The 25,048-nt window shown below is 33.1% G+C and carries 22 protein-coding genes; 21 read left to right on the top strand and 1 reads right to left on the bottom strand.

What is annotated here, in order from left to right; genetic code table 11:
- Window positions 1-44: 44 nt before the first annotated feature.
- Genes AABD74_RS15605 through AABD74_RS15620 form a run of 4 tightly spaced genes read left to right on the top strand, consistent with a single transcriptional unit; the run spans window position 45 to window position 8,078 of the window.
- Window positions 45-2,942: an N-6 DNA methylase gene (locus tag AABD74_RS15605; protein WP_406843494.1), complete on the top strand. Its 2,898-nt coding sequence runs from the start codon at window positions 45-47 to the stop codon at window positions 2,940-2,942.
- A gap of 1 nt (window position 2,943) precedes the next feature.
- Window positions 2,944-4,191 carry a restriction endonuclease subunit S gene (locus AABD74_RS15610; RefSeq protein WP_406843495.1) on the top strand — a complete coding sequence of 416 codons (1,248 nt, stop codon included), beginning with the start codon at window positions 2,944-2,946 and terminating at the stop codon, window positions 4,189-4,191.
- Window positions 4,192-4,201: 10 nt separating this feature from the next.
- Window positions 4,202-7,402: a type I restriction endonuclease subunit R gene (locus tag AABD74_RS15615; protein ID WP_406843496.1), complete on the top strand. Its 3,201-nt coding sequence runs from the start codon at window positions 4,202-4,204 to the stop codon at window positions 7,400-7,402.
- Window position 7,403: 1 nt separating this feature from the next.
- Entirely contained in the window at window positions 7,404-8,078 is a 675-nt protein-coding gene (locus tag AABD74_RS15620) for a M48 family metallopeptidase (protein ID WP_406843497.1), read from the top strand.
- 108 nt (window positions 8,079-8,186) lie between these two features.
- Here AABD74_RS15620 and AABD74_RS15625 read toward each other — a convergent pair whose 3' ends face one another.
- Window positions 8,187-9,878 carry an AraC family transcriptional regulator gene (locus tag AABD74_RS15625; protein ID WP_406843498.1) on the bottom strand — a complete coding sequence of 564 codons (1,692 nt, stop codon included), beginning with the start codon at window positions 9,876-9,878 and terminating at the stop codon, window positions 8,187-8,189.
- Between the two features lie 338 nt (window positions 9,879-10,216).
- Here AABD74_RS15625 and AABD74_RS15630 point away from each other — a divergent pair, with 338 nt between their 5' ends.
- From AABD74_RS15630 to AABD74_RS15710, 17 genes are all read left to right on the top strand, one after another.
- Window positions 10,217-10,909 carry a hypothetical protein gene (locus AABD74_RS15630; RefSeq protein ID WP_406843499.1) on the top strand — a complete coding sequence of 231 codons (693 nt, stop codon included), beginning with the start codon at window positions 10,217-10,219 and terminating at the stop codon, window positions 10,907-10,909.
- A 316-nt stretch (window positions 10,910-11,225) separates the two neighbouring features.
- Entirely contained in the window at window positions 11,226-12,122 is an 897-nt protein-coding gene (locus AABD74_RS15635; RefSeq protein ID WP_406843500.1) for a helix-turn-helix domain-containing protein, read from the top strand.
- Between the two features lie 24 nt (window positions 12,123-12,146).
- The gene (locus AABD74_RS15640) at window positions 12,147-13,340 is read left to right on the top strand and encodes a hypothetical protein (RefSeq protein ID WP_406843501.1); all 1,194 of its coding nucleotides are present in this window, start codon (window positions 12,147-12,149) and stop codon (window positions 13,338-13,340) included.
- Between the two features lie 124 nt (window positions 13,341-13,464).
- Window positions 13,465-13,659: a YqaE/Pmp3 family membrane protein gene (locus tag AABD74_RS15645; RefSeq protein WP_406843502.1), complete on the top strand. Its 195-nt coding sequence runs from the start codon at window positions 13,465-13,467 to the stop codon at window positions 13,657-13,659.
- A gap of 217 nt (window positions 13,660-13,876) precedes the next feature.
- A complete protein-coding gene (locus AABD74_RS15650; protein ID WP_406843503.1) occupies window positions 13,877-14,350 on the top strand; it encodes a hypothetical protein in 474 nt (157 codons plus the stop codon).
- Window positions 14,351-14,481: 131 nt separating this feature from the next.
- Window positions 14,482-14,820, top strand: coding sequence for a DUF4134 domain-containing protein (locus tag AABD74_RS15655; protein WP_406843504.1), 339 nt, complete (start codon window positions 14,482-14,484; stop codon window positions 14,818-14,820).
- A 12-nt stretch (window positions 14,821-14,832) separates the two neighbouring features.
- The gene (locus AABD74_RS15660; protein WP_406843505.1) at window positions 14,833-15,147 is read left to right on the top strand and encodes a DUF4133 domain-containing protein; all 315 of its coding nucleotides are present in this window, start codon (window positions 14,833-14,835) and stop codon (window positions 15,145-15,147) included.
- 33 nt (window positions 15,148-15,180) lie between these two features.
- Window positions 15,181-17,649 (top strand): TraG family conjugative transposon ATPase, encoded by a 2,469-nt coding sequence (locus AABD74_RS15665; protein WP_406843506.1) that lies wholly within the window; start codon window positions 15,181-15,183, stop codon window positions 17,647-17,649.
- Between the two features lie 13 nt (window positions 17,650-17,662).
- The gene (locus tag AABD74_RS15670; protein WP_406843507.1) at window positions 17,663-18,346 is read left to right on the top strand and encodes a conjugal transfer protein TraI; all 684 of its coding nucleotides are present in this window, start codon (window positions 17,663-17,665) and stop codon (window positions 18,344-18,346) included.
- A 14-nt stretch (window positions 18,347-18,360) separates the two neighbouring features.
- A complete protein-coding gene (locus tag AABD74_RS15675; RefSeq protein ID WP_406843508.1) occupies window positions 18,361-18,990 on the top strand; it encodes a hypothetical protein in 630 nt (209 codons plus the stop codon).
- Window positions 18,987-19,622: a TerB family tellurite resistance protein gene (locus tag AABD74_RS15680; protein WP_406843509.1), complete on the top strand. Its 636-nt coding sequence runs from the start codon at window positions 18,987-18,989 to the stop codon at window positions 19,620-19,622. The genes AABD74_RS15675 and AABD74_RS15680 overlap by 4 nt, the downstream gene beginning before the upstream one ends.
- Before the next feature lie 55 nt (window positions 19,623-19,677).
- Complete coding sequence (gene traJ, locus AABD74_RS15685) at window positions 19,678-20,829, top strand: conjugative transposon protein TraJ (protein ID WP_406845644.1); 1,152 nt, start codon at window positions 19,678-19,680, stop codon at window positions 20,827-20,829.
- Window positions 20,830-20,858: 29 nt separating this feature from the next.
- On the top strand, window positions 20,859-21,467 hold the full coding sequence (gene traK, locus AABD74_RS15690) for a conjugative transposon protein TraK (RefSeq protein WP_406843510.1): 609 nt from the start codon (window positions 20,859-20,861) through the stop codon (window positions 21,465-21,467).
- 277 nt (window positions 21,468-21,744) lie between these two features.
- Entirely contained in the window at window positions 21,745-23,019 is a 1,275-nt protein-coding gene (gene traM, locus AABD74_RS15695; protein ID WP_406843511.1) for a conjugative transposon protein TraM, read from the top strand.
- 15 nt (window positions 23,020-23,034) lie between these two features.
- On the top strand, window positions 23,035-23,883 hold the full coding sequence (gene traN / locus AABD74_RS15700; RefSeq protein ID WP_406843512.1) for a conjugative transposon protein TraN: 849 nt from the start codon (window positions 23,035-23,037) through the stop codon (window positions 23,881-23,883).
- A gap of 28 nt (window positions 23,884-23,911) precedes the next feature.
- Window positions 23,912-24,715 carry a hypothetical protein gene (locus AABD74_RS15705; protein ID WP_406843513.1) on the top strand — a complete coding sequence of 268 codons (804 nt, stop codon included), beginning with the start codon at window positions 23,912-23,914 and terminating at the stop codon, window positions 24,713-24,715.
- A 4-nt stretch (window positions 24,716-24,719) separates the two neighbouring features.
- A complete protein-coding gene (locus AABD74_RS15710) occupies window positions 24,720-25,004 on the top strand; it encodes a hypothetical protein (RefSeq protein WP_395412194.1) in 285 nt (94 codons plus the stop codon).
- Window positions 25,005-25,048 lie beyond the last annotated feature (44 nt).

The raw sequence follows: 25,048 nt of genomic DNA on the forward strand, positions 1-25,048 counted from the left end.
ATCTAATTAGTATATTAGCAGATTGGAAAAACCTCAAATTTATAATGAAAAACGATAAAATAACACTCTCACAACTTGAAGGCTTTTTAATGAAAGCAGCCGATATATTGAGAGGTAAGATGGACGCATCAGAATACAAAGAATTTATATTTGGAATGCTTTTCCTAAAGAGAATGTCCGATATATTTGAACAAAAAAGAGGACAGTATAAAAAAACAGATTACGCACATTTAGACGAAGAAACTCTTGCAATTATTTTAGAAGATAAATTAACTTATGGAGACACCTTTTTTGTTCCTAAAAGAGCAAGATGGAATGAAGGGTTTGTTGACGAAAATGGTGGTTCACAACCTCCGATCAAGTATTTGAAAAACAATATTGGACAAATGCTTAATAAAGCATTAGATGCAATTGAAGAGGCAAACCCAGATACATTATCGGGTATTTTCAAAGGAAGAATTAATTTTAACAAAGAGGTGGATGGTAAGGCAATTGTAAAAAACAGTGACCTTATCAAGATGTTGGAGCACTTCAATTCGTTTCCTGCATTAATCAATGAAAACTTTGAGTTTCCTGATTTACTAGGAGCCGCTTATGAATACTTGTTGAAACATTTTGCTGATGAAGGTGGCAAAAAAGGAGGCCAATTTTACACACCTAACCAAGTAGTTAGATTATTAGTACAATTGATGAAGCCGGAAGAAGGAATGTCAATTTATGACCCAACAGCAGGCTCGGGTGGTATGTTAATTCAAGCGCATCAGTACATTGAAGAGCAAGGACAAGATGCAAATAATTTAGAATTGTTTGGCCAGGAAATGGATCCGACAGTAGTTGCTATTTGTAAAATGAATATTATATTACACAACATATCCAAATATACTATTGAATATGGTGATACGTTGGAAGATCCATTAAATGTAAAAGACGGTAAATTAATTCAGTTTGACAGAGTAATTGCAAATCCTCCGTTTTCTCAAAATTACAAAAAATCCGAGATGAAATACCAATCTCGTTTTCCTTATGGATTTGCTCCTGAAGATGGAAAAAAAGCCGACTTTATGTTTGTACAACATATGTTGGCAAGTTGCAAAAAGAACGGTAAAGTGGTTGTTGTAATGCCTCACGGAGTTTTGTTTAGAGGTGGAAAAGAGAAGGAAATTAGAGAAGGTATGTTACATCCGAAAGCTGATGTAATTGAAGGTATCATAAGTTTACCGCCTCAATTATTTTATGGAACGGGTATTCCGGCTTGTATCATTGTACTAAACAAGAATAAACCGGATAATCTTAAAAATAAAGTGTTTTTCATTAATGCTGATAAAGACTTTGCAGAAGGAAAAAAACAGAATACATTACGTCCGGAAGATATTGAAAAAATTGATTATGTATTTACCAATAAAGTCGAAGAACCTAAATATTCCAAGTTAGTTGATTTAAAAACTATCGAGGAGAATGAATTTACTTTAAATATTAGACGATATGTTGATAATACACCTGAACCTGAACCAGAAGATGTAAAAGCACATTTAGTGGGTGGTATTCCAATTACTGAAATAGTAGCTGTTCAAAACTCTATTTGTCAAAAGTTCGATTATGACGGCAGTGTTTTGTTTAAAGACAAAAATGAACTGTACAAAGACTTTGCAATAACAGATAAGGCACAAATTAAAACTCAAATTGAAGAAGATAAAAAGGTTGTCAAAACATTAGTAAATTTAGGTTTGCATTTGGCAGATTGGTGGCAATTAGCCAAAGAAGATTTCTCTTCATTAGCGCCAGTTCAAGAAATAGTGCAACCTAATTCAATGTCAGAAGGAATGACTGCATATATTTTTATTGGTGGCGATAAAATTCCAAAAGTTAGAAAGGAATTATTAGATACCATCAAAGAAAAATTTGTTCCTGTTGGTGTACTGGATAAATTTCAAGTGGCAGGAGTATTTGTGAATTGGTGGGATAATATCAAGTATGACCTAAAAACGATTATGCAAAATGGTTGGGACGCCGGACTTATTCCCGATGAATACCTTTTTGTCGAATTTTTCACTAAGGAACAAACCGAAATTGAGAACCTTGAAATAAGCCAATCCGAAAAAGAATCCAATTTAGAGGAAGCTATTGAAGAAGCAATAAGTCTGTTAGAGTATGAAGCAGAGGAAGATGAAAAAGTGACCAATGCCAAAGTAAAAGAGCAAATTAAGAAGAATATTGATTATTTGGTTAAAGAAAAAAAGAAACCCAATGAGGCAAAACCATTTCAAGAAATCAATAAAGACATATTAAAACTTGAAACCGAAATCAAGGAAATTAAAGCAACTTTAAAACTGAAAAAGGCAGAATTAGAATTGAAATTAATTCTAAAACGTTACGGTTCTGAAGAAGAAAAAGAAGAAAGCTTGAATCTGTTAAAAACAGTAAATACCGAATTGGATAAACTGAATAATGCTAAATCAGAATTAATTGTTGATTTCAAAGCCGATTTAAAAAATACAACTGATTTTGGACAAATAAAAAAATCGGTAACAGAATTAGAAAAAGAATTAAAAGCTAATAAAACAAACGTAGCAGAAACTCTATTGCAATTATCTAAAGTGATCGAAGCCAAAAAACAAATTGCTGAAATAGCAAAACAAACTACAGCACTAACCAAAGACAAAGGCATTATTACCAATAAATTAAGCAAGCTCGATAACATGTTAACTGAAATTGGTGGTAAGATAACTATTGATGAAGCTCAAAAACTAATAGTCAAAAAACATTTTGATATCATTAATAACCAATTGCAACGATATTTGAATGCCGAAAAACGAGCATTAATTGGTGCGTATGAAAACCTTTTTGATAAATATTTTGTTTCTGCAGATAACATAGAGAAAGACCGAAACGACACAATGAAAGAGTTAAATGATTTTCTAACAGCTTTAAATTATTTGAATTAAGATGGAAGAAAATAACAGTATTCCTGATGGTTGGCATTTAAAGCAAGTTGTTGAATTTGCTTCTAAAATTCAATCTGGTGGAACTCCAAAAAGTGACAATCTTGAATATTATAATGGCGAAATACCATTTGTAGCTATTGATGATTTATCAAAATCTAATAAATACATTTCTAAAACTCAAAAGAAAATAACAAATAAAGGTCTTCTTAATTCTTCTGCTTGGTTAGTTCCTAAATATTCATTGTTGTATTCAATTTATGCTACATTGGGAGTTCCAAGGATTAATTTAATTGAAGTTGCTACTAATCAAGCAATTTTGAATATAATACCTAAGAAAAAAATAATTTCACTTGAGTTTTTATACTATTTGTTATTAGAAAAGAGAAATACAATTTTATCACATTCTGCTCACACGACACAAAGTAATTTAAATGCTAAAGTTGTTAAAGAGTTAGAATTTGTATTTCCAAAGTCAACAATTGAGCAAAATAAAATTGCTGAAATACTATCAAAAATTGATGAAGCGATTTCAGAAACGAAAATAATTATTACTAAATATAATCGTATTAAAACAGGATTAATACAAGATTTATTGACAAAAGGGATCGATGATAAAGGTAATATTCGCAGTGAAGAAACACACGAGTTTAAAGATAGCCCATTAGGCAGAATACCAAAAGAATGGGATTGTTTAGAATTAAGAAAATGTATTGAATTGCATAATAATAAAAGAAAACCAATTTCGGCATTAGTAAGAGCCAAAATGATTGGGGAGTTTCCATATTATGGTGCAACAGGTATTATTGATAATATCAACATTTATAATGTTGAGGGTGAATTTGTTCTTTTTGGGGAAGATGGAGATCATTTTTTAAAATGGAAAAATCAAGAACAAACAATTTTAGTTAATGGAAAATTCAATGTTAGTAATCACGCTCATATAGTAAAAGGTAATCATATATGTTCAACTAAATGGCTTCATTATTTCTATTTTCATAGAGATATTACATTTCATCTGACGAGACAAGGCGCAGGAAGATTTAAATTAAATAAGGAAAGTTTATCAAGTCTTCCTATTTTAGTACCTAGAGATATTAATGAGCAAATTAAAATAATTGATAAAATTGAATACTTAAATAATTTTATAAATCTTTATAAAATTCAAAATGAAAAACTCCAAGCTAATAAAACAGGATTAATGAAAGACCTATTATCAGGTAAAAAAAGAGTAACGCATTTAATAAATTAAAAAGCATTCAATGATTGTAACTAACGATAACAAGTACAGGGGTAATTTGGGGTCAAGTCTAAAATTAGACGAGTATTCACACGTAGAAAAGCCTTTTTTGGAACAATTAATACATTTAGGTTGGGCGTCAGGCAACAACGAAGTGTTAGAATTAGCATTGCAACAAACGCCACAACAAAGTTATCGTACTTCCTTTTCAGAGGTGGTTTTAAAACCAAAATTGCGTCAATCTTTAAAAACGATTAATCCTTTCTTAACCGAGCCACAATTAGACGATGTGGTTCGCAAAATGATTACGTTTGAAAAAAACAGCTTAATAGAAAGCAATCAAAAAGTCCTGGACTTATTATTAGAAAACACGACCGTTTCTATAAATGAAGAAACTGGGGAAGTAAGCCCGACAGTTCGCTATATTGATTTTGAAAATGTAGAAAACAATATTTTTACTGCAATATCTCAATTCAAAGTAAGTATTCCAGGCACAGACCATAATATTATTCCGGATATTGTTTTATTCGTAAATGGGCTACCTATTGTCGTTGTCGAAGCAAAATCATCAAAAGTAAAAGAACCAATTCCGGAAGCCATAGACCAATTATTGCGTTATTCTGAACAACGTGGCGATAGTGGAGAAGGAAACAAAGAATTGTTTTTCTACAATCAATTCATAATCACAACCTGCAGTTTAGAAGCAAAATTTGGAACAATTACAACCAACATCGAAAAACATTTCTACCGTTGGACTGATCCCTATCCAAAATCATTGAATGATTTAGTTCACGGAAAATCATCGCCTAACGACCAACAACGATTAGTTGCCGGAATGTTAGATTTGAGAAATCTTTTAGACATCATTCAAGTTTTTACGGTTTTTCAAATAGATGACAAAGGCAAGAAAATAAAAGTGGTTGGACGCTACCAACAATTCCGATCAGTAAAATTAGCAACAAAACGTTTAATTGAAGGGAAAAATCCTTTAGAACGTGGCGGAATTATTTGGCATACACAAGGTTCGGGAAAATCATTGACTATGATGTTTATGGTTCGTGAAATGCGCTTAAAACCCGAATTATTATCTTGGAAAATTGTTTTTGTTACCGATAGAACCCAATTAGAAGAACAATTGTCCGAAACAGGCGGAAGCATTGGTTTTAACATAAAAACGGCCAATTTTATAAATCCAAAACCCACTCCAAACGGTGAAAGTTTAAAAGAATTATTAGCTACTGATAATTCAGATTTAGTTATGGCAATGATCCATAAATTTCAGGAAAATGGAGATTTAAGTGGTTTGCAAATATTCCCAGAACTGAATCCAAGTGCTAATATTTTAGTAATGACCGATGAGGCTCACCGTTCTCAATATTCATTATTAGCTGCCAATTTAGACAAAGCATTACCCAATGCAACTTCAATAGGTTTCACAGGAACTCCAACTGGAAAAACAGAAAAGAAATACAAAGATTATATTGACAAATACACGATGCGTCAAGCGATTGATGACGGTGTTACATTAGAGATTGTCTATGAAGGATTAACTCACAATGCTGAAATTCCGGATAAAAAAGGAATGGATGATAAATTTGCAGATGTTTTCAGCGAGTATGAGCTTACGGAACGGTTACAGATTTTAGGGTATGGTTCTCGTGATGCTTATCTTGACGCAAAAGAAACGATCAAAGATAAAGCCGAAAATATGGTAAATCACTATGTTGAACATATCTTTTCAGGCGGATTTAAAGCGCAAATTGTAGCCAATTCTCGAGAAGCTTGTGTTAGGTATAAAGTGGCTATAGACGATGCTCTAAAAACAAAAATAGTTGAGTTAAAGGTTTTAAATCCAATGTTGGTAAATATTGAGGTACTAAAACAATTGGAAACTGCTGTAGTAATTTCAGGGAATCATAACGATGCTTTGCATATAAAAGCTTTTACAAATAGAGAATACCATAAAAAAAGCATAAAACGTTTCAAATTACCATATAGAAAAACAGATGAAGAGGATAAAACTGTAAATGGAAATGTGGGTATTATTATCGTAAATAATATGTTGCTTACAGGTTTTGACGCACCAATAGAACAAGTAATGTATTTGGATAGAGTAATTGTAGCACATAATTTACTGCAAACTATTGCAAGGGTTAACAGAATTGGACCAGAAGGAAAAGACAGAGGTTTTATAGTCGATTATGTCGGAGTTGGCCATCATCTAAAAGGAGCATTGGATACGTATGCTGAAAAAGAATTAAAAGAAATCATCGATTGTATTACGGATGATGAAACCGAATTAAACAATTTAATAAAAGTGCACAATGAAATTTGGGAATATCTAAAAGAGCAAGATTTAGATGATTTAACGGATATAGATGCTTTCTTTGACGTGTTTTATGATGAAGATATTCGTTTTGAATACATCAAGCTATACAATACACTAACTACTTGTTTTAATAATGTTTTACCAAGAAAAGAAGCATTAGACTTTTTTACCGATTGGAAATCATTTACAGAAATTAATGCTTTGGCAAACAAACATTTTAGAGACAATCGTTTCAGTATGAAAGGTATTCCGCCAAAGTTAAGAGGAATTGCCGATGAGTTTCTAAAATCAAGAGGGATTGAACAAACTATTGCACCAATATCAATTATTGCTGATGACTTTCTCAAAAATATAAAAAATAAAGAGCGCACCAAAACTAAAGCAGCTGAAGTTGAACATGCTATTCGTCATTATATTGATATTAATTTGGATGAAGATCCAGAATTGTTTGCATCATTCTCAGAAGCATTGGAAAAGATATTGGAAAACTTCAAAGGAAATTGGAAGGCAATCTATGAAGAATTGGAAAAACTTCGTGAGAATATAAAAAATAGGGAAAAGGAGGAAACTTATGGACTGGACCGTAAAAAGCAAATGCCTTTATTCCGTATTTTCAAAACAGAATTGTTTGAAAATCGAGTTTTAAACGAAGATGAAATAGCACAAAATGTAAATCTTACACAGCACATTTTTAATTTAGTCGTAACCGAAATAAAACTAACTGGATTTTGGGATAGTATACCAGCACAATCAAAACTGAAAGCTGAATTACAAAAAATGCTTTTATCACCGGAATTCAACAAGTTGCCAAATATCATTCAAAAAAGGAGTGAATTGATTTCAAGAATTATGGAGCTCTCAAAAACGAATCATTTCAAAATGATCGCGGATTAATATGCAGCTAGAGTACGAAATAAAATTCAGTAATAGAAAAACACTCAACATCACTGTTGAACGTGACAGGAAAATCATTGTCCGTGCGCCACATAATTTGTCATTAGAAAAGATAGAAGAAATAGTACAATCCAAAAGGCAATGGTTAAAAGAAAAAATTAACCACACCCAAAAATATCCTGTTGATACAAAGCCAAAAGAATTTATTTCAGGTGAAACACTATTGTATTTGGGCAGAAATTATCAATTATTGGTTGTTGACGAACAGATAGATGGAATAGAATTCGATCAACGTTTCAGAATTTCAAGGGACAATCAGGTAAAGGCAAACAAATTATTTAAAGAATGGTACATGAAACAAGCATTGTGTAAAATTGAACCATTAGCTAAAATGTACGCCAAAAATTTAGGAGTAAAATTCAATGAATTTAAAACTTCACAAATGAAATATCGTTGGGGATCTTGTACACCAAACAACAATATTATTTTCAATTGGAGAATAATTAAAGCACCAATGTATGTTTTAGAATATTTAGTAGCCCATGAATTAGTCCATCTTATAGAAAATAATCATACTCCTCGCTTTTGGAATATTCTTTCCATCCAAGTTCCAAATTATCAAAAGGCCAAAGATTGGTTGAAAGCAAATGGGCATTTGTTAGAAGTGGATTTTTAACAATAAACTTTCTTTAAAATAATCAAAGTTTAGTAGAATAAATAAAAATGAATGAATAATTTATGGTTTTAAAGCAATTGTAAAAAATACAACCTGTAAGCTAAGCGATTATCTTTTTAAGTCTGATTTCTTTTTAATCTGTTCAATAAAATAAGCGGTGGGCATTTCTGTTTTAGCTTTAAATGCCGTGGCAAATCTTTGTGTACTGCTAAAACCAGCTTCCTCTGCTAAAGCTTTGTTAGTGTAATTTCGCACGAGTTTATCGTTATATAATAAACTTATGATGAAATCAATTTTAAGATCGTTAATATATTCACTGAAGCCCTTTTCTTTATAGTGACGTATAATTGATGAAAGATATGTTGGATTGGATCTAAAGGAAGAAGAAAGCTTAGAAAGGCTCCAGTCCTTTTCTAAAAATTTCTTATCTATTTCAAATTTTTCTAGCTGATTAAGTATAGTTGAGACAGTTTCAGGGTTTATATCTGATAATAATGGCTTTTCAATTTTTTGTCTGGGTTTAGTTTTATTCTCTGAAGCAGAAATCTGTAACATCTGCTCATCAAATTTTTGACGATATATTTTTCTGTTCTTATAATATCTATATGTCAAGACAACAAAAGACAAGAAAAGGAGGGAAGTGAAACCGGTTAAAAGTGAATACTTAAAATTTTTATTTACCAGTTCATTTTTCAAACTTTGCTTCTCAAACATTAATTCCTGGGTATTGTATTCCTTGTTGATTTTTCCAACCAAATATTTAAAAGTCTCATTAAGTACCTTATCGGCCTTAAGCAATTGATCAATGTAATATAATTGCAAATCCCGATTTTCTTGATTTTTGTAATGTTTAATAAGAACCTCGTACATTTCCCTTTGGTCAGTACGGAGATAACCTCTTGCATTAAAAAGTTGATCCACTTTTTCAAAGTAAGGAAGAGCTTTTTCGTATTGTCTGACCTCCCAATAACTTTTTCCAATATAAAAGTAGCCTACTGATTCATTTCCAAAATCTTTTTTGTCTTTTAATTCCTCAATTGATGACTCGATATTTCTAATCGCTGATGCATAATTTTTCTGAAAAAAGTCGTTGATACCCTGCGAATGGATAAAGTAAACTTCCATTTCTTTAATATCCAATCTTTTGCACTCAAGAATCCCCAAGGTATTAGTTTGCGAACATAATCCATAATTTCCTATTCTGTTATAGCACAATCCCAACGAATGCAGTGAGTTTAAGTAAGCCCTGGAATTTTCACTTTTAAAATAGTCGGTACATTCTCTCAACAATGAAATTGCTTCATCATAATAACCAAGATAGTATTTAACCAATGCAATATGATACTTGAGTTTGTAAATAAGGTATTTATCAGTTGTCTGTGATATATAACTGTCTGCAGTAATAAAGTTGTCAAGTGCATTATTTTGCTTTTTAAGTAAATAATACACTATTCCTTTTGACAAGTAAGCTGATCCTATTAATGCTTTATCATTTGTTTTTTTTGCAGTATATATCATACTGTCAGCATAAATTAACCGCATACTGTGAGGAGATTCATGAAGAAGATTCTGATATCCATTAATAATTTCTTTGTAATTTTTTTCAACTTTGGCCTTACGAAGATATTCAAACATATATACTGAGGATCTGGCGCTATCATTTCGAAGTTCATATATTTTCTCATCAAGATATTCATAACTCTTTCTTTTTAAAGAGTCAGGATGTTTTTGAAAATTTTTCTGTGCTTCACACCACGAAAAAACACAGATTAATACTAACATGAAATGTTTTTTGCTCATAATATAAGGTAGTTTGGGGACTGAATTTCTCAATAAAGTTACCGCCAACTGCCCATCGGAGCTTTACTAATAAATTTACATAAGATTAACTCAAAAATAATATAAACATTTGAATTTTAGTGAGTTATTTATAAAAAAACGAGTATGGATTTATTGAAAATCCATACCATATTTACGGTAAATCCATACCCAAACGGTTGTGAGAGACTTTTCAACGAGATAGATTTGCTTCGAATTCAATAGCGAAAATGTTTGGCATGGTGCCGAATTAAAGTTCCGCTTATCCGGATGAAATGAACGGGGAAGTAATTCTCATTCACATTCATACACCCATTACGATGAAAAATCTATTATTATGCACAGTTTTAGTATGGTTCTTTAATTCATGTTCTACAGATTCAGAATTTAATCAATCTGAAGCCTTTTCAAATGCAGAATCCAAATCTAATGTCGGTTTAGCGCTTCCAATGAATACCGCTAATCCTTTCGATTATAAAGGTAAGAGGTATTACGATGAGCTCGGTAATTATTATCAACATAATTCAACACCAAATTCGGCTTCAGAGCTCAGTGATCAAATTAGATTTATGTCAAATAAAATGGGAAAGGCGCATAATTCCTATAAAAATATAATTTTATTTAATAATGCAATTGTCGACTCTATAATGTCTGATCCTGACAATATGCTAATTTTAATTGTAGAGAATAGTCTATTAGGATCAGCTGCAAAATCTAGTCTTACGACTTTTTTACAAGGCCTTTTGTCAAAACGAGAATTAGAATTTACAATTATTTATGATTACGTAGTAGCATATGAGGATTCTATTCTCGAGGATACTAGTCTTAGCGAAGATGATAAAGATACAGTTCTAACAGTCGCATCTATATCTAGATACTCGCTTTACTCTGCATCTGAAAGAAAAGACAGAGACTGGGAGTCATCAGCCGGGAATAGAAATGTCAAGCCGCTTTTTTCCGCTGATGAAATCGCCGTTATTTCGATAATTGCACTTCTAAAAAGCATTATATAAAATTTTATTCTGATTAATCTTGATCTTTTTTGATATGAAACCACGTACTATTCTTTATCTACTATTGGTCATTTTTAATCTTGTAAGCCTTTATTTCATCATATCCCTATTCAGCTATGATGAAATAGTGGGCTACATTATTACTGGAGGGAGAAAAAGCAGTGACCCTAGAAAATTGGCGTATCTGCTATTTATAACTTGTCTCCTGAACCTATATTTTTTGTCATTCATAATGATCGAAAATTCCTTTAAGGATAAGATCTAATCCACTTACAAGATCATTATACTTTTCCATAATTAGCTTAACTATGATATTATGATGAAGGATTTGATAAATATTGAAATGAAGAATTTGCCTATTTCTGGACTTGATGTACACATTATTAAAAAGTACATAGTCAAAACCGCAGCAGATGATTCCTTTCTAGCAAATAATTATTCAATAATACTGATAAAGTCTGGACAATTTAAAATACGTCTCAGTGATTTTACACAGGAATTGCTGCCACATGATTTGTTGGTAATCCCTAAAAATTCATTCTGTACTATTATGGAAGTTAAAGGGAGACTGCAGTTACTGCTTCTCTCTTTTACCTCAGCCTTTGCTTTTGAAAACTGCTTAAAGAAAGAACTGGTTGATTCATTTAATTTTCTCCTTGGTAAACCTTCATCCAAAATAGCCCTTGGTAATAAAGATTTTTTGGTCTTGTCATTAATTTACAAACTAATCTGCTTTGTAAATAAAGATGCATTAGGAAATGAGCAGGATGTTGAACTGCAACGCATAAGTTTTAATCTTTTCTTATATGAGCTTAAATTTATTTTTAATAGATCAGATTTACAAACTCAGAACAGTTTTACCCGGCAGGAGGGGCTTACTATTAAGTTTCTGACTATTTTGACTATTCACTGCAAAAAGCAGCACAGTGCCAAGTTCTATGCAGGTGTGTTATTCGTTACAAGAGGTTATTTAAATCGTACTGTCAAACAGATAACAGGAAAGACCGTTAAAAGCCTCATAGATGTGGCAATCATAAATGAAATAAAGAATCTTCTTGAAAATTCGCAATCCTCCATTGCTATCATTGGACAAGATTTTGAATTTAGTAATCTGGCGAACTTTAGTGCCTTTTTTAGAAAACACACTTCGCTTTCTCCTTCTGAATATCGTCAAAAGACTGTTGGGAGATTTAAAACGTCAGATTTTCGTTGACTAATTTAAATTAAAACTACTGTCATGATTATTATATATCCTTTAGAATGGATAGATTCATTGATATTGCTTACCCTAAATCCTAATAAATCAAATATCGGTAATCTGTCACAGAGCGATTTGGCTTTTATCACTGAGAATCTTTCCAAAGAATCTCACAAAATTCAAATCCAGTTGAAAAATGAAATTTTTGCTCTACAGAAAAAGAGGCAGATCCGTCTTCTGGTAAGAAAATATCATTCAACTTTAGTTTATCTCCTCGATAATATTATTGAAAATCAAAATAATGAAGCCCTTAAAGGCGGATTTTTTTTGCGTATTAGTGAATCTATAATAAATACATTGGATGACTTATTATATTTTATTGAAAATCGCTATCCTAATTATTTGAATCTTGATGAGCGTGTTCCTGTTCCATACTTATTAGTTTCAAGAAAGGAAATACTTTTAAAACTAGAAAGACTTTCAAAGAAAAAGACAAATACCAGCGATGTTAATCAAGTTCTTCAGATTGTTGTCGATGCTTTAACTGAATCAAATCAAATAAATGCAGGACACAAAATTACATACAGAAAAGTACTGTATCAAAAAGAGCTATTAAAGAAATTTGAGATGCAATTGACAATCGAAAGTAAATCAAACTTCTATTCAGCATTAGATGAGTTATTGATAGAAGTAAATTTTAATAACAGTTTTTATATTAGTCATTTTACCGAGAAGATAGCGAATCACCTTAAATCACAGGAAACATTGGTTGATAAAATTGGTGAATTGTTATTCTGTTATAAAGAGTTCAGTCAATTATCCTCTAGCGAAAGAATAGCATTTGATCCTTCAAAGCAGAATATAAGTTTTATGTTGGAAAATTGGTTTAAGCACGAAATAAAATATCTTGAGAGAAAAAAGGAACTTTCTGTAGATTTCGATGAAATCATTGCACCGGATGAATCTATGCAAATGGGAGAAGATAAAGTTGAATGTGCACTTTCAACCGATCAAATGGCACTGATTCTCAGAGCTGGTGATGAATCAAGAATTTTGAAAGCTAAATCAATGAGTTTGGTTTTTAAAACTATTGTGCCATTTCTTTCTACTCCTTTTAAAAAGAATCTTTCTTATCATTCGGTAAGAAGTAAATCATATAATGCTGAAGACAGGGATAAAGAAATTGCTATTCAAACCCTAAAAAAAATTATAGAAAAGATCAAGTCGTATTAATAGTCATAACGCTTATAATATTGAACTTGAAAAGAAAATAGTTGCGTTTTCGTAACGAAAACACTGAAATGGTGTCTATTAATAAACAATCACTTAATCAAAATCATCATCAAATAATATAATTATGATACTAATTGCAATATTACTTCCGTGGCTCTCTTTTATATTAAGAGGAAAAATATTTACCGCTGTTATTTGCCTCATTTTGCAGATAACGCTAATTGGCTGGCTGCCCGCAGCAATTTGGGCCGTCGTATCCCTTCAAAATGATAGAGCTGATAGGCGAACTAATAAACTTATAAAAGCTATGAGGAGATAAATATCCCCGTTACACCACATTTTTAAAAGAATCCATGTTAGAAGAATTTTAGGCTTCTAACATGGATTTTTATTTTAATTCATTTGTAAAATCAAGGGGTACAAGGGGGTACAAGAAAGTTGTACTTGTAGAGGAAGTATTGTAGTTGTTCCTTTGACCTATAAAATAAATCATTTCAAATAATTTGAGATGATGTTGAATATTAAATGATGATGCTATGTTTACAAATATTTCATGGAGCAGTTACTTAACTGCTTTAGGCGTGGTGGTGCTGATCTGGTATTTTATAATACTGCTAAAGTTTTATTACAAGGATTTTTTGAAGATTTTTTCAGGCGAAAAGAAACTCAAATTTACTTCGTTTAGAAACGCAACTAAAAACAAAATTGAAAGAACCGGAGCTCAAAAATCTTTGTCTTCGTCTTTTTCAGAATCATTCGACACTTTGGAAGATGCTGAAGAACTTTCTGCTCGAATACTTCAGGCTGTAATGGAAAGTAATGAAAAGAATTTTTCAAAAGAACACTTTCAAAATTATCTAAGAATGGTTCTTGATGAATATCCTTATGTAAAGATTTCTTCACTTCGAGAAAATATCAATAAACTAATGGTAACTGAATCTTCAAAATATCCAAACCTGCTTTTGACTTTAAGTGAGGCAGATAGTTTGTGGGAAGGAAGTGTTTTCTAAAATTTTGCGGAGGAATAATCCCTGTTCTCTCTGGTGCGATATGGCTTTATGTGACAAGGAAAAAGAGCTGCAACAGTGATATTCCTCTGCTTTTTTAAATAGGTGTATTCAAAACTTTAAAAATGATGGTCATGAAAAAATGTGGATGGAAATTAAAGGAATTAGAAAAGGTAAAAATATTCTCTTGCTGCATACTTGTGTTGTTGTTGGCATATGAAACAAAAATTTATGCGCAGGATGGTGTAGCCGGGATTAATGAGGCAAATCAAAAAGTGAGAAGCTATTTTGATGCAGGTACAGAGTTAATGTATGCTGTAGGCGCAATACTGGGCTTGATAGGAGCAGTGAAGGTTTATCAGAAATGGAATGCGGGTGATCCCGATACCGGCAAAGTTGCAGCGGCATGGTTTGGAAGTTGTGTCTTTCTAGTTGTAGTGGCTACAGTAATTAAATCCTTCTTTGGGGTTTAAACGCAAGGTCTTATGAGTAATAGTGTTTACCAGATCAACAAAGGAATTAATCAAAGTATAGAATTTAAAGGCTTAAAAGCTCAGTATATCTGGTATTTGGGAGGTGGTGTTGTATCTCTTATGATCATTTTTGCGATCCTTTATATCATTGGACTTCCATCACTGTTATGTGTTGGACTCGTTGGGACTGCTGGTGCTTTTTTAGTTTTTAAAATATACAAAATGAGTAATCAATACGGAGAATACGGCATGATGAAGGCGCTAGCCAAGAAGCAAATTCCAAAATGCATTAAAGTTTACAGTAGAGCTATTTTCTTGAGGATATAGCTATAGAGCGTTAACAACGAAAATGAAGAGGAGATGGAGAAGAGGATGGAAGATTTACTGCCAATTATGGCAGTGGAGCATGACTGTATTTTGTCAAAGCATGGAGATGTTACGGTAGTATTCAGAGTAGAACTGCCTGAGATTTTCACCTTATCAGATCAAGAATATGAGGCTTTTCATCAGTCATGGATTAAGGCACTAAAGGTGCTGCCAAAGTTTTGTGTTTTTCATAAGCAGGACTGGTTTTTAGAAAAGAAATATAAAGCTGATTTTAAAAGTGATGACATTAGTTTTTTGACAAGGAGCAGTGAACGATTTTTTAATGAACGGCCTTTTCTTGAGCATTCCTGTTGCATTATGCTGACCAAAAAGCCGCAGGGAAAAAAGAATTCAAGTTCTTTATTTTCAAATCTTATAAGAAATAAATTGGTGCCTGAAGAGACACTAGATACACAGCTGTTGCAGGACTTTATTGACTGCACCGGGCAGTTTAAGAGAATACTGGAAGACAGTGGCTTTGTTAAACTTACTCGTTTGAAAGACAATTCACTGAAAAGTGAAAGAAGAAAAATAGGACTTATTGAACAATACTGTTTCTTATCAGAGGAAGAAGATTCATTTGTCTTTAAGGATATTAAATTTGATGAAGGTCTTGCAGTAGGAGATAAACACTGCCAGCTTTTTACCCTTGGTGATGCTGCTGACCTTCCAGGCTTTTGTGGATCGAGAATCAATTTTGACCGATATTCAACTGATAAAACTAAATTCAGTGTCGGATTTGCGTCGACTTTAGGGCAGCTTTTGTCGTGCAATCATATTTACAATCAGTACATTTTTATTGAAGATTCGCAGAAAACAATCCAAAAGCTGGAGAGTAAAAGATTAAGACTTCAGTCGCTGTCTGCTTATAGCAGGGAGAATATGATTGCCAGAGATGCAACCAATGATTTCCTGAATGAAGCGGTTTCACAACAAAGACTTCCAGTAAAGGCACATTTTAATGTGCTGGCTTGGAGTACTGACAAAGAAGAATTGAAGGATATCAAAAACAAAGTATCATCAGCACTTGCTCAGATGGATTCAGCAGCTAAGCAGGAAACGGTAGGAGCTCCACAGATTTATTGGGCTGGAATACCGGGAAATGAAGCAGATTTCCCTATGAATGATACTTTTGACACTTTCACAGAACAGGCAGTATGTTTTTTAAATATGGAAACTGGATATCGATCATCACTGAGTCCAATTGGTATTCGTCTTGGGGACAGGCTAACTGGGAAACCTGTTCACGTAGATATAAGCGACGAACCTGTAAAAATGGGAATATGTACCAATAGGAACAAGTTTATACTAGGGCCTTCAGGAAGCGGTAAATCATTCTTTACCAATCATATGGTCAGGAGTTACTACGAGCAGGGAACTCATATTGTACTTGTTGACGTAGGACATAGTTATAAGGGACTATGTGATATGGTTGGTGGCTATTATTTTACCTATGATGAAAAGAACCCAATCCGTTTTAATCCATTTTACATTTCAGAAGGCGATATTCTTGATACAGAGAAAAAAGAAAGTATTAAAACACTGCTTCTGGCTCTCTGGAAAAAGGATGATGAAACTTTTAACCGCAGCGAGTATGTGGCGCTTTCCAATGCGCTACAGCTGTATTATGAGAAGCTGGATATAAACTCCAGTATATTCCCTTGTTTTAATAGCTTTTATGAATTTTTAAAAGATGAGTTTGTCACGATTTTGGAAGGTGAAAAGGTGAAAGAAAAAGATTTTGATGTTAACAATTTTCTGTACGTGCTTCGTCCGTACTATAAGGGAGGCGAGTTCGATTATCTGCTGAACGCAACAGAGAATCTGGAGCTTTTAAAAGAGCGTTTTATTGTATTCGAATTGGACAATATCAAAGATCATCCAATTTTATTTCCTGTAGTGACGATTATTATAATGGAAGTTTTCATAAGTAAAATGCGAAAACTGAAAGGTGTGCGCAAGATGATTTTGATCGAGGAAGCATGGAAAGCCATTGCCAAGGAAGGAATGTCCGAATATATTAAATATTTGTTTAAAACTGTTAGGAAGTTCTTTGGCGAAGCTATTGTAGTTACACAAGAAGTGGAAGATATTATTTCTTCACCTGTAGTAAAACAGGCTATTATAAATAACAGCGACTGCAAAATCTTGTTGGATCAGAGCAAATATCAAAACAAGTTTGATCAGATACAGGAACTGCTGGGGCTTACCGATAAAGAAAAAGCCCTAGTACTATCGGTTAATAAAGCTAATGATCCTGACAAAAAGTATAAAGAAGTATTTATTTCACTCGGGGGCAGACTGTCAAAGGTTTATAGGACAGAAGTTTCTTTAGAGGAGTATCTAGCTTACACGACTGAAGAAAGTGAAAAAGTAAAAATGAATGCCTATGCTAAAAAGTTTGATGGGGACATTAAAAAAGGCATAGCTGCAATGGCTCAGGATATAAGAGATGGAATTTAAATGAAATAGAAAAATGAAAGCAAAATTAATTAGCTGTATTATTTGCCTGCTACTTATCGGTATTCCGGCAAAACCTGCAGATAGATCAACAGCATTACCGATATTGGAAATTGTAAAAGCAGTTACCAAAAAAGTTATTAAGGCAATTGACCTTAGAATTCAGAAACTTCAAAATAAGACAATCTGGCTTCAGAATGCACAGAAGAAGGTAGAAAATGTACTCTCCAAATTGAAGCTGGATGAAATTTCGGATTGGACAAAAAAACAGAAAGACCTATATCAGGGTTATTATGAAGAACTAGCAAAAGTAAAATCTATTATCACCTACTATCAAAGGATAAAAGATATTACACGGAAGCAGACCAGACTGGTTGAGGAATACGAGAGAGCGTGGAATCTATTTAAGCAGGATTCTCATTTTAAGGAAAGCGAAATTCAGTATATGGAACTTGTATATTCTGGAATTCTAGAAGAGAGTGTGAAGAATATTGACCAGATTTTTTTAATTCTGGATTCTTTCTCGACACAGATGAGCGATTTAAAAAGGCTGGAGATTATAAATAATGCTGCTGATCAAATCGATTCGAATTACGATGACTTGACACTTTTCAATCAGCAGAATGTAATCCTTAGTCTTCAGAGAGCTAAAACGGAGGCTGAAGTAAAGCAGGTCAAACAATTTTACGGAATTCCGTAATAAAAGAAAATATTATGAAAAAAGTAATTGTACTGCTTCTTGCTGGATTTCTTTTAAATCAAGGAATTCATGCGCAGGCCAAGCAAAGAAAGGAGCTGCTGCTTCAGATTGCAGCACTTCAAGTTTACATTGAATATGCTAAAAAAGGATATTCAGCGGTATCAAAAGGCCTGAATTTCATTGGAGATGCAAAGAAAGGTGAAGTTAATCTTCATGGTGATTATTTTACTTCACTTTTGAAGATTAATCCAAAAGTAAAGAACTATTATAAGACAGCAGAAATTATTTCGCTGCAATTAAAAATAATCAAAATTTATAAAAGGACTTATACTGATCTTAAGACAAGTGATTTATTTCAGGGAAATGAGCTCGATTATATTGAGCGATCTTTTCAAAGACTACTCGATAATTGCAGTGATACATTAGATCAGCTTCTGGTTATAACCACTGATTTAAAACTGGAACTTAAAGATGATCAAAGGATAGAACGTATTGATGTTCTGTATAAAACGATGGTAGAGAACTACAATTTCTGTTTGACGTTTAGTACTGAAGCCAAAATGTTGACTCTGTCAAAATCTCACGAAATAAAAGATGTTGAGAATGCTAAAAGTATTTACGAATTAAAAAAATTAACACCATGAAAAAGATATTGATTTTAGTGTTTGTGCTCTCTTTTGGATTTAATCCAGGCAAAATATATGCACAGTCGGCAGAAATCCAGCAGTTAATCCTAAACATAGAAAAGCTATCGCAGTTTAAGAAGATTCTCAGCGATATGAAAAAAGGATATGAGTTGCTTTCTGGAGGTTATAAAACAGTTAAAGATATGTCTGAAGGCAACTTTAGTCTTCATAAAACATTCTTGGATGCCTTAATGCAGATAAGTCCGACGATAAAGAACTATAAAAGAGTAGGGGACATTGTAAACTATCAAATAGTGATTGTAAAAGAAAGCAAAAAGGGATTCAATAGGTTTTTAAAAAGTGAAAGTTTCAGCCAGCAGGAGATTGGCTACTTTGAAAAAGTTTATGGTAACCTTTTGAACCAGAGTTTAAGAAATCTTGATGAACTAACAATGGTAATTACAGCTGATAAGCTAAGAATGTCTGACGATGAAAGACTTGAAGCAATTGATAATATTTACATGGAGATGCAGGATAAACTTTTGTTTTTGAGAGACTTTAATAAATCATCGAGTGTATTGGTACTGCAGAGGGCCAAAGAGAAGAACGATGTACTGGCTTCCAAGGAACTTTTGGATTTAAAAAATTAGAACTATGAATATTAGTAAATCTTTTAAAACAGTGGTTTTCTTTACTATTACAGTGATGATGCCGAATTTTATAAATGCACAGGGATTAGGAGATAATATGCAGAGTATGCATTCGGTTTTAGATCAGCTTTACGATGAGATGATGCCGTTGTGCAGCAATCTTTTGGCTGTAGGGCAGGGTATAGCCGGTTTTGGGACGATTTGGTATATAGCTTCCCGAGTCTGGCGTCATATTGCAAATGCAGAACCAATTGACTTTTATCCGCTTTTCAGGCCTTTTGTTATTGGATTCTGTATTATGATTTTTCCATCGGTGCTGGCCCTTATTAATGGGGTAATGAAACCTACCGTTACAGCCACAGCGGCGATGGTGACAGGATCCAATAATGCTGTTGCAGTTCTTTTAAAGGAAAAAGAAAAGGCTATAAAAGAAACCGATCCATGGAAAATGTACGTTGGTTCCACAGGAACAGGAGATCGGGACAAATGGTACAAATATACTCATGATGAAGATCCTTCTGATGAGAGCATGCTTGCAGGTATAGGAAACGACGTAAAGTTTGCCATGGAAAAGGCATCTTATAATTTCAGAAATTCTGTAAAAGAATGGATGAGTGAAGTACTGAGAGTATTGTTCGAGGCTGCCGCCCTGTGTATTGACACGCTCAGGACGTTTCAACTGGTCGTACTTTCTATATTGGGACCTCTTGTATTTGGCATAGCGGTCTTTGATGGATTTCAGCACACACTTACCGTCTGGCTGGCAAGATATATCAATATTTATTTATGGCTTCCAGTTGCAAATATCTTTGGAAGCATCATAGGTAAAATTCAGGAGCTTATGCTGAAGCTGGATTTATCGCAGGTGGAATCAACGGGAGATACTTTCTTCAGCAGGACTGATATGTCATATCTCATTTTTATGATTATTGGGATCATCGGATATTTTACTGTCCCATCAGTAGCTAATTACATCGTTCATGCAGGTGGAGGCGGAGCCTTAGGGCAGAAAGTTACCAGTATGTTTAGCAATAGTGCTAATTCAGTAATTAGCAAGACCTCACAAGGTGCCAGTATGGTAATGGACTCAATGGGAAATGCTGCAGGACAAATGTCACAAAGCATGTCCTCATCAGCTGGTAATACTCCGTACTTCAAAGAGAAAGGAAATTATATGAACGATAAGCTTAAAGGAAATTCCGATTAACCTCAAAAAAAAAGAAGATGTTTACTAAAATGAAAAATATAGATACTGCATTCCGATATGTGAGAGGATTTACAATGCTGGTGATTACAGGATGTATTATTATCTGTTGTTACACGCTTTATAAAAGCTTTGAGTCTGTAGCGCTTATGCAGGACAAGGTTTATATTCTTGCAAATGGCAAAGCACTGGAAGCATATGCGTCAGACCGCAAGGATAATGTCGCTGTAGAAGCAAGAGATCATGTAAAAACATTCCATAAATTTTTCTTTACCCTTGATCCTGATGATAAAGTAATTAAAACAAACGTTACAAAAGCCCTTTATTTGGCTGATGACAGTGCAAAACGAATTTATGATGATCTAAAAGAGAATGGTTTCTATTCAGGAATCATTTCAGGAAATATAAGCCAGACAATTCAGATTGACAGTATAACTATAGACATCAAAGAATATCCGTACCGATTCCAATGCTATGCTAATCAAAACATCATAAGAACTACCAGTATTTTAAAAAGAAGCCTTATAACTCAAGGAAGCCTTCGTAATGTATCTAGAAGCGACAATAATCCACATGGTTTTTTAATTGAACGATGGGAAACCATCGAAAACCGAGATTTGGGTGTTGAAAATAGAAAATAGACGGCTATGAAACCTCTATTTAAAAAACGAGAAGAGCCCTTTATTTACAACAAGTATTACTTGTTTTTACAAGAAAAGTGGGCCCAAAAAATGGACTCTTTGACAATGAGACTTTCTAAAAGAACCCTTGTTTATATGCTGGTTATGTTTACCGTTTTAGAGGGAGGGTATTTTCTCTATAACATTTATGCAGCCTTCTCAAAGAAAAACTCTGAAATGAATAAAAACGCAGCAGCTGTATCAAAAATTAAAACGATCAATTTTAAAAAATAATGTCATGGAGCAAAAAATAATCTCACTAAAAGAATCCAAAAGGAGAAAAATGCTTTTAGTCCTGCCTCTAATTACACTTCCTTTTATAAGTATATTATTTTACACTTTAGGAGGCGGCAGAATGGAAGGAGATACAACCAATAATGAAGCTCAAAAAGGGTTCAACTTTAATCTGCCTATTCCCAAATTCAAAGAAGATTCATCATTTGATAAAATGAGTTACTATGACCAGGCGGCAGTAGATTCCATCAAACTACTGGAACAGATTAAAAAAGACCCTAATTATTTAAATCAAAATATAGTAGAAGACCCAGTGGAGGATTTTACTAATACAGATTTTGTAAATGGAAGGAATTCATTTAACACATCATCGTTGCAGGATACAAAGGAGAAGAAAGTTTATGAAAAACTTAAAGCGCTTCAACAAGTAATCAGTCGGCCTTCGGTACCTGAAAATTATGGACAAAATATGAAGGAGTTTGAAAACTACGGATCTTCTAAAGGTGAGTCCGATGAAATAAAAAACTTAGAAAAAATGATGTCTGAAATGAGTACTTCGCAAGAACCTGATCCTGAACTAAAACAACTTGGTGGTATGCTGGAAAATATTTTGGACATTCAGCATCCGTCACGTGTACAGGAAAGGTTAAAGCAAACTTCAGCGATAAAGAAAGGGAAAGTATTCGCTGTAAACCGTAAAAATGAAGTTGATAATACGTCATTTCTACAACAAAACTCCTTAACTCCAAATCTCTTAAGATTAAACTCATTCTATTCGGTTGATGAGAATTTAGATGCCGAACAACAACAGAATTCAATCGAAGCAGTAATTCATGAGACTCAGTCTATTGTAAACGGATCAGTCGTTAAATTAAGATTAAAAACCGACGTATTTCTTCAGGGCATTCTAATTCCGAAGAACACTTTTTTGTACGGCATGGCATCTTTAAAAGGGGAGCGGCTAGAGATTAAGATCAGTAATATTCAGTATCGGAATTCTATTTTTCCTGTAGAACTGTCCGTTTACGATTTGGATGGAATTGATGGAATCTATATTCCCGGAGCAATCAGCAGGGATGTGGCCAAGACTTCTGCAGACCGCTCACTACAGTCTTTAGGACTAAATGGCGTTTCTGACTCGTGGGGTGTACAGGCTGCAGAAATGGGAATTGAAGCGGCAAAAAGCCTAATGAGCAAAAAAATTAAGCTGATAAAAGTTGTGGTAAAGGCTGGGTACCAGGTATTGCTCTACGACGAGAAACAAAAGAATTTGAAATAACTAAATCTTGTAAAAATGAAAAATAATAATTGGATGATTATGGTCTGCCTTCTTTTAAGTGTTTTGTCAGGCTACGCACAGTTTATAAATAGCGCTGATGATAGCAATCTGGATAAGTTTAAAAACCTGCAGATTGCGTACTCTAAAACAACAAGCATAGTATTTCCTTATGCGATAAAAAGTGTTGATAAGGGCAGTCAGGATATTTTAATGCAAAAAGCAAAAGGAGTAGAAAACATTTTACTTCTGAAAGCTGCAAAGCAAAATTTTACGCAGACCAATATAACTGTAGTTACATCAGACAGCCGACTATATGTTTTTGTTCTGAACTATGACGAAATTTGCCCGGATTTAAATATTAAGGCTGATAACAGTGCTATTGTAAATAACGATATTTTGTTTTCACTGGATAATGAAAATCAAAAGAAAATTGAACAATATTCAAAGCTTGCACTATTTAAGAAGAAAAAAATAAGCGGTTTAAAGAGTTCAAGATTTGATATTAATCTTAGTGTGAACGGAATATTTATTCATCAGGATGTTCTTTACTTCAGACTTGTTTTAGGCAACACTTCTAAGATAAACTATGACATTGACCAGCTTCGTTTTTTTATTCGAGATCAAAGAAAATCCAAACGTACTGCTTCACAGGAAATCGAAATACTACCGCTTTTTTCAACTTCAAACTCCATGCTGATTCCGGATAAATCTGAAGTGGATTTAGTCTATGCTTTGTCAAAGTTTACTATCCCTGAGAAAAAATATCTCACGATTCAACTTATTGAAAAGAATGGCGGAAGACAGTTAGAAATAGATATCAAAAATAATGATCTAATTGATCTTGATGTTCTTAATAGTTTTTAAAAGAATAATAACTTTAAAATAATTTATCATGAATCAGAAAAATTTAGAATTCCTAAAAGATCAGTTAAAATATACTGGATTTGGAGAAACGTTCGATCAGGATCTGAAAGAAAAGATGCTAAAAGGAGAGACAGAGTTTAAGATTATAAAAGAAGGTGTTTATGGAAAAGATTCAATGACTGCCGAATTGAATTTTAAAAAATCTGACCAAAGTGATTTGTACTTTTTTAACTCTTATCATGTAAATCTTAAAAAGGAAGAATCAAAAGAAGGATTAGAACAGACTTTCTATATTAATAGCAACAGCAGCAATATCACCCTTAAAGAAGCCTATAATTTAATGGAGGGACGTTCTGTAAATAAGGACCTTAAAACTAAAGAGGGCGAAGTGTATAATTCTTGGATCAAAATTGACTTTAAAGAATCTGAGAGTAATTCCAACTTTAAAATAAATCATTACCATCAAAATTACGGATACGATCTGGAAGCATGTTTAGCAAAGCATTCTATAAAGGAACTTGAAACACCCAAGTATAAAGAAGATCTTTTAAATTCACTAAAAAAAGGAAATCTTCAGTCTGTAACGTTTGTTGTTAATGGAGTTGAAAGCAAACAGTATATAGAGGCAAACCCGCAATTTAAAACTGTAAATGTATATGACGGCAATTTACAAAGGATTAATCATCGCGAGAGCAAAGATGAGAAACAAAAAGAAACTCAAGGTAAATCTACTAGTAAGGACTTTAGCCAGAGAAAGGAATCTGTTTCAGATGAGGTGGCTGAAGTAGAAAAAAAAAGATCTCAAAGAAAAGGCAAAGCTAAATCTTTATAGTTACATGGAAAATTTAAAACCTTTATCCGATTTCTTTTTAGCTATTGAAAAAGATTTCCGCATAAGCACAACACACATTGCGCTTTATGCCGCTTTGCTTCAATATAGAGTTGCGAAAGGTTTTGTAAATCCTATACAGGTCTATAGATATGAAATAACTCCTTTGGCTAAAATTTTATCAGCTTACACCTATCATAAATGTATTCAGGAGTTGAGTAATTATGGTTATATAAAATACGAACGATCGTTTAAGAAAACACAAGGGAGTAAGATTTATTTTTTTGAGTAATGGATTAAAAAAAATTAAAGGCCCGTAATAGGGCTTTTTTTATA

This window comes from Flavobacterium soyae (assembly GCF_045348165.1).
Lineage (GTDB): Bacteria > Bacteroidota > Bacteroidia > Flavobacteriales > Flavobacteriaceae > Flavobacterium > Flavobacterium soyae.

Bases quoted from the DNA above. Each gene is read 5' to 3' on its own strand.
- AABD74_RS15605 (WP_406843494.1), top strand. From the start codon at position 45: ATGAAAAACGATAAAATAACACTCTCACAACTTGAAGGCTTTTTAATG.
- AABD74_RS15610 (WP_406843495.1), top strand. From the start codon at position 2,944: ATGGAAGAAAATAACAGTATTCCTGATGGTTGGCATTTAAAGCAAGTT.
- AABD74_RS15615 (WP_406843496.1), top strand. From the start codon at position 4,202: ATGATTGTAACTAACGATAACAAGTACAGGGGTAATTTGGGGTCAAGT.
- AABD74_RS15620 (WP_406843497.1), top strand. From the start codon at position 7,404: ATGCAGCTAGAGTACGAAATAAAATTCAGTAATAGAAAAACACTCAAC.
- AABD74_RS15625 (WP_406843498.1), bottom strand. From the start codon at position 9,878: ATGAGCAAAAAACATTTCATGTTAGTATTAATCTGTGTTTTTTCGTGG.
- AABD74_RS15630 (WP_406843499.1), top strand. From the start codon at position 10,217: ATGAAAAATCTATTATTATGCACAGTTTTAGTATGGTTCTTTAATTCA.
- AABD74_RS15635 (WP_406843500.1), top strand. From the start codon at position 11,226: ATGATGAAGGATTTGATAAATATTGAAATGAAGAATTTGCCTATTTCT.
- AABD74_RS15640 (WP_406843501.1), top strand. From the start codon at position 12,147: ATGATTATTATATATCCTTTAGAATGGATAGATTCATTGATATTGCTT.
- AABD74_RS15645 (WP_406843502.1), top strand. From the start codon at position 13,465: ATGATACTAATTGCAATATTACTTCCGTGGCTCTCTTTTATATTAAGA.
- AABD74_RS15650 (WP_406843503.1), top strand. From the start codon at position 13,877: ATGTTTACAAATATTTCATGGAGCAGTTACTTAACTGCTTTAGGCGTG.
- AABD74_RS15655 (WP_406843504.1), top strand. From the start codon at position 14,482: ATGAAAAAATGTGGATGGAAATTAAAGGAATTAGAAAAGGTAAAAATA.
- AABD74_RS15660 (WP_406843505.1), top strand. From the start codon at position 14,833: ATGAGTAATAGTGTTTACCAGATCAACAAAGGAATTAATCAAAGTATA.
- AABD74_RS15665 (WP_406843506.1), top strand. From the start codon at position 15,181: ATGGAGAAGAGGATGGAAGATTTACTGCCAATTATGGCAGTGGAGCAT.
- AABD74_RS15670 (WP_406843507.1), top strand. From the start codon at position 17,663: ATGAAAGCAAAATTAATTAGCTGTATTATTTGCCTGCTACTTATCGGT.
- AABD74_RS15675 (WP_406843508.1), top strand. From the start codon at position 18,361: ATGAAAAAAGTAATTGTACTGCTTCTTGCTGGATTTCTTTTAAATCAA.
- AABD74_RS15680 (WP_406843509.1), top strand. From the start codon at position 18,987: ATGAAAAAGATATTGATTTTAGTGTTTGTGCTCTCTTTTGGATTTAAT.
- traJ (WP_406845644.1), top strand. From the start codon at position 19,678: ATGATGCCGAATTTTATAAATGCACAGGGATTAGGAGATAATATGCAG.
- traK (WP_406843510.1), top strand. From the start codon at position 20,859: ATGAAAAATATAGATACTGCATTCCGATATGTGAGAGGATTTACAATG.
- traM (WP_406843511.1), top strand. From the start codon at position 21,745: ATGGAGCAAAAAATAATCTCACTAAAAGAATCCAAAAGGAGAAAAATG.
- traN (WP_406843512.1), top strand. From the start codon at position 23,035: ATGAAAAATAATAATTGGATGATTATGGTCTGCCTTCTTTTAAGTGTT.
- AABD74_RS15705 (WP_406843513.1), top strand. From the start codon at position 23,912: ATGAATCAGAAAAATTTAGAATTCCTAAAAGATCAGTTAAAATATACT.
- AABD74_RS15710 (WP_395412194.1), top strand. From the start codon at position 24,720: ATGGAAAATTTAAAACCTTTATCCGATTTCTTTTTAGCTATTGAAAAA.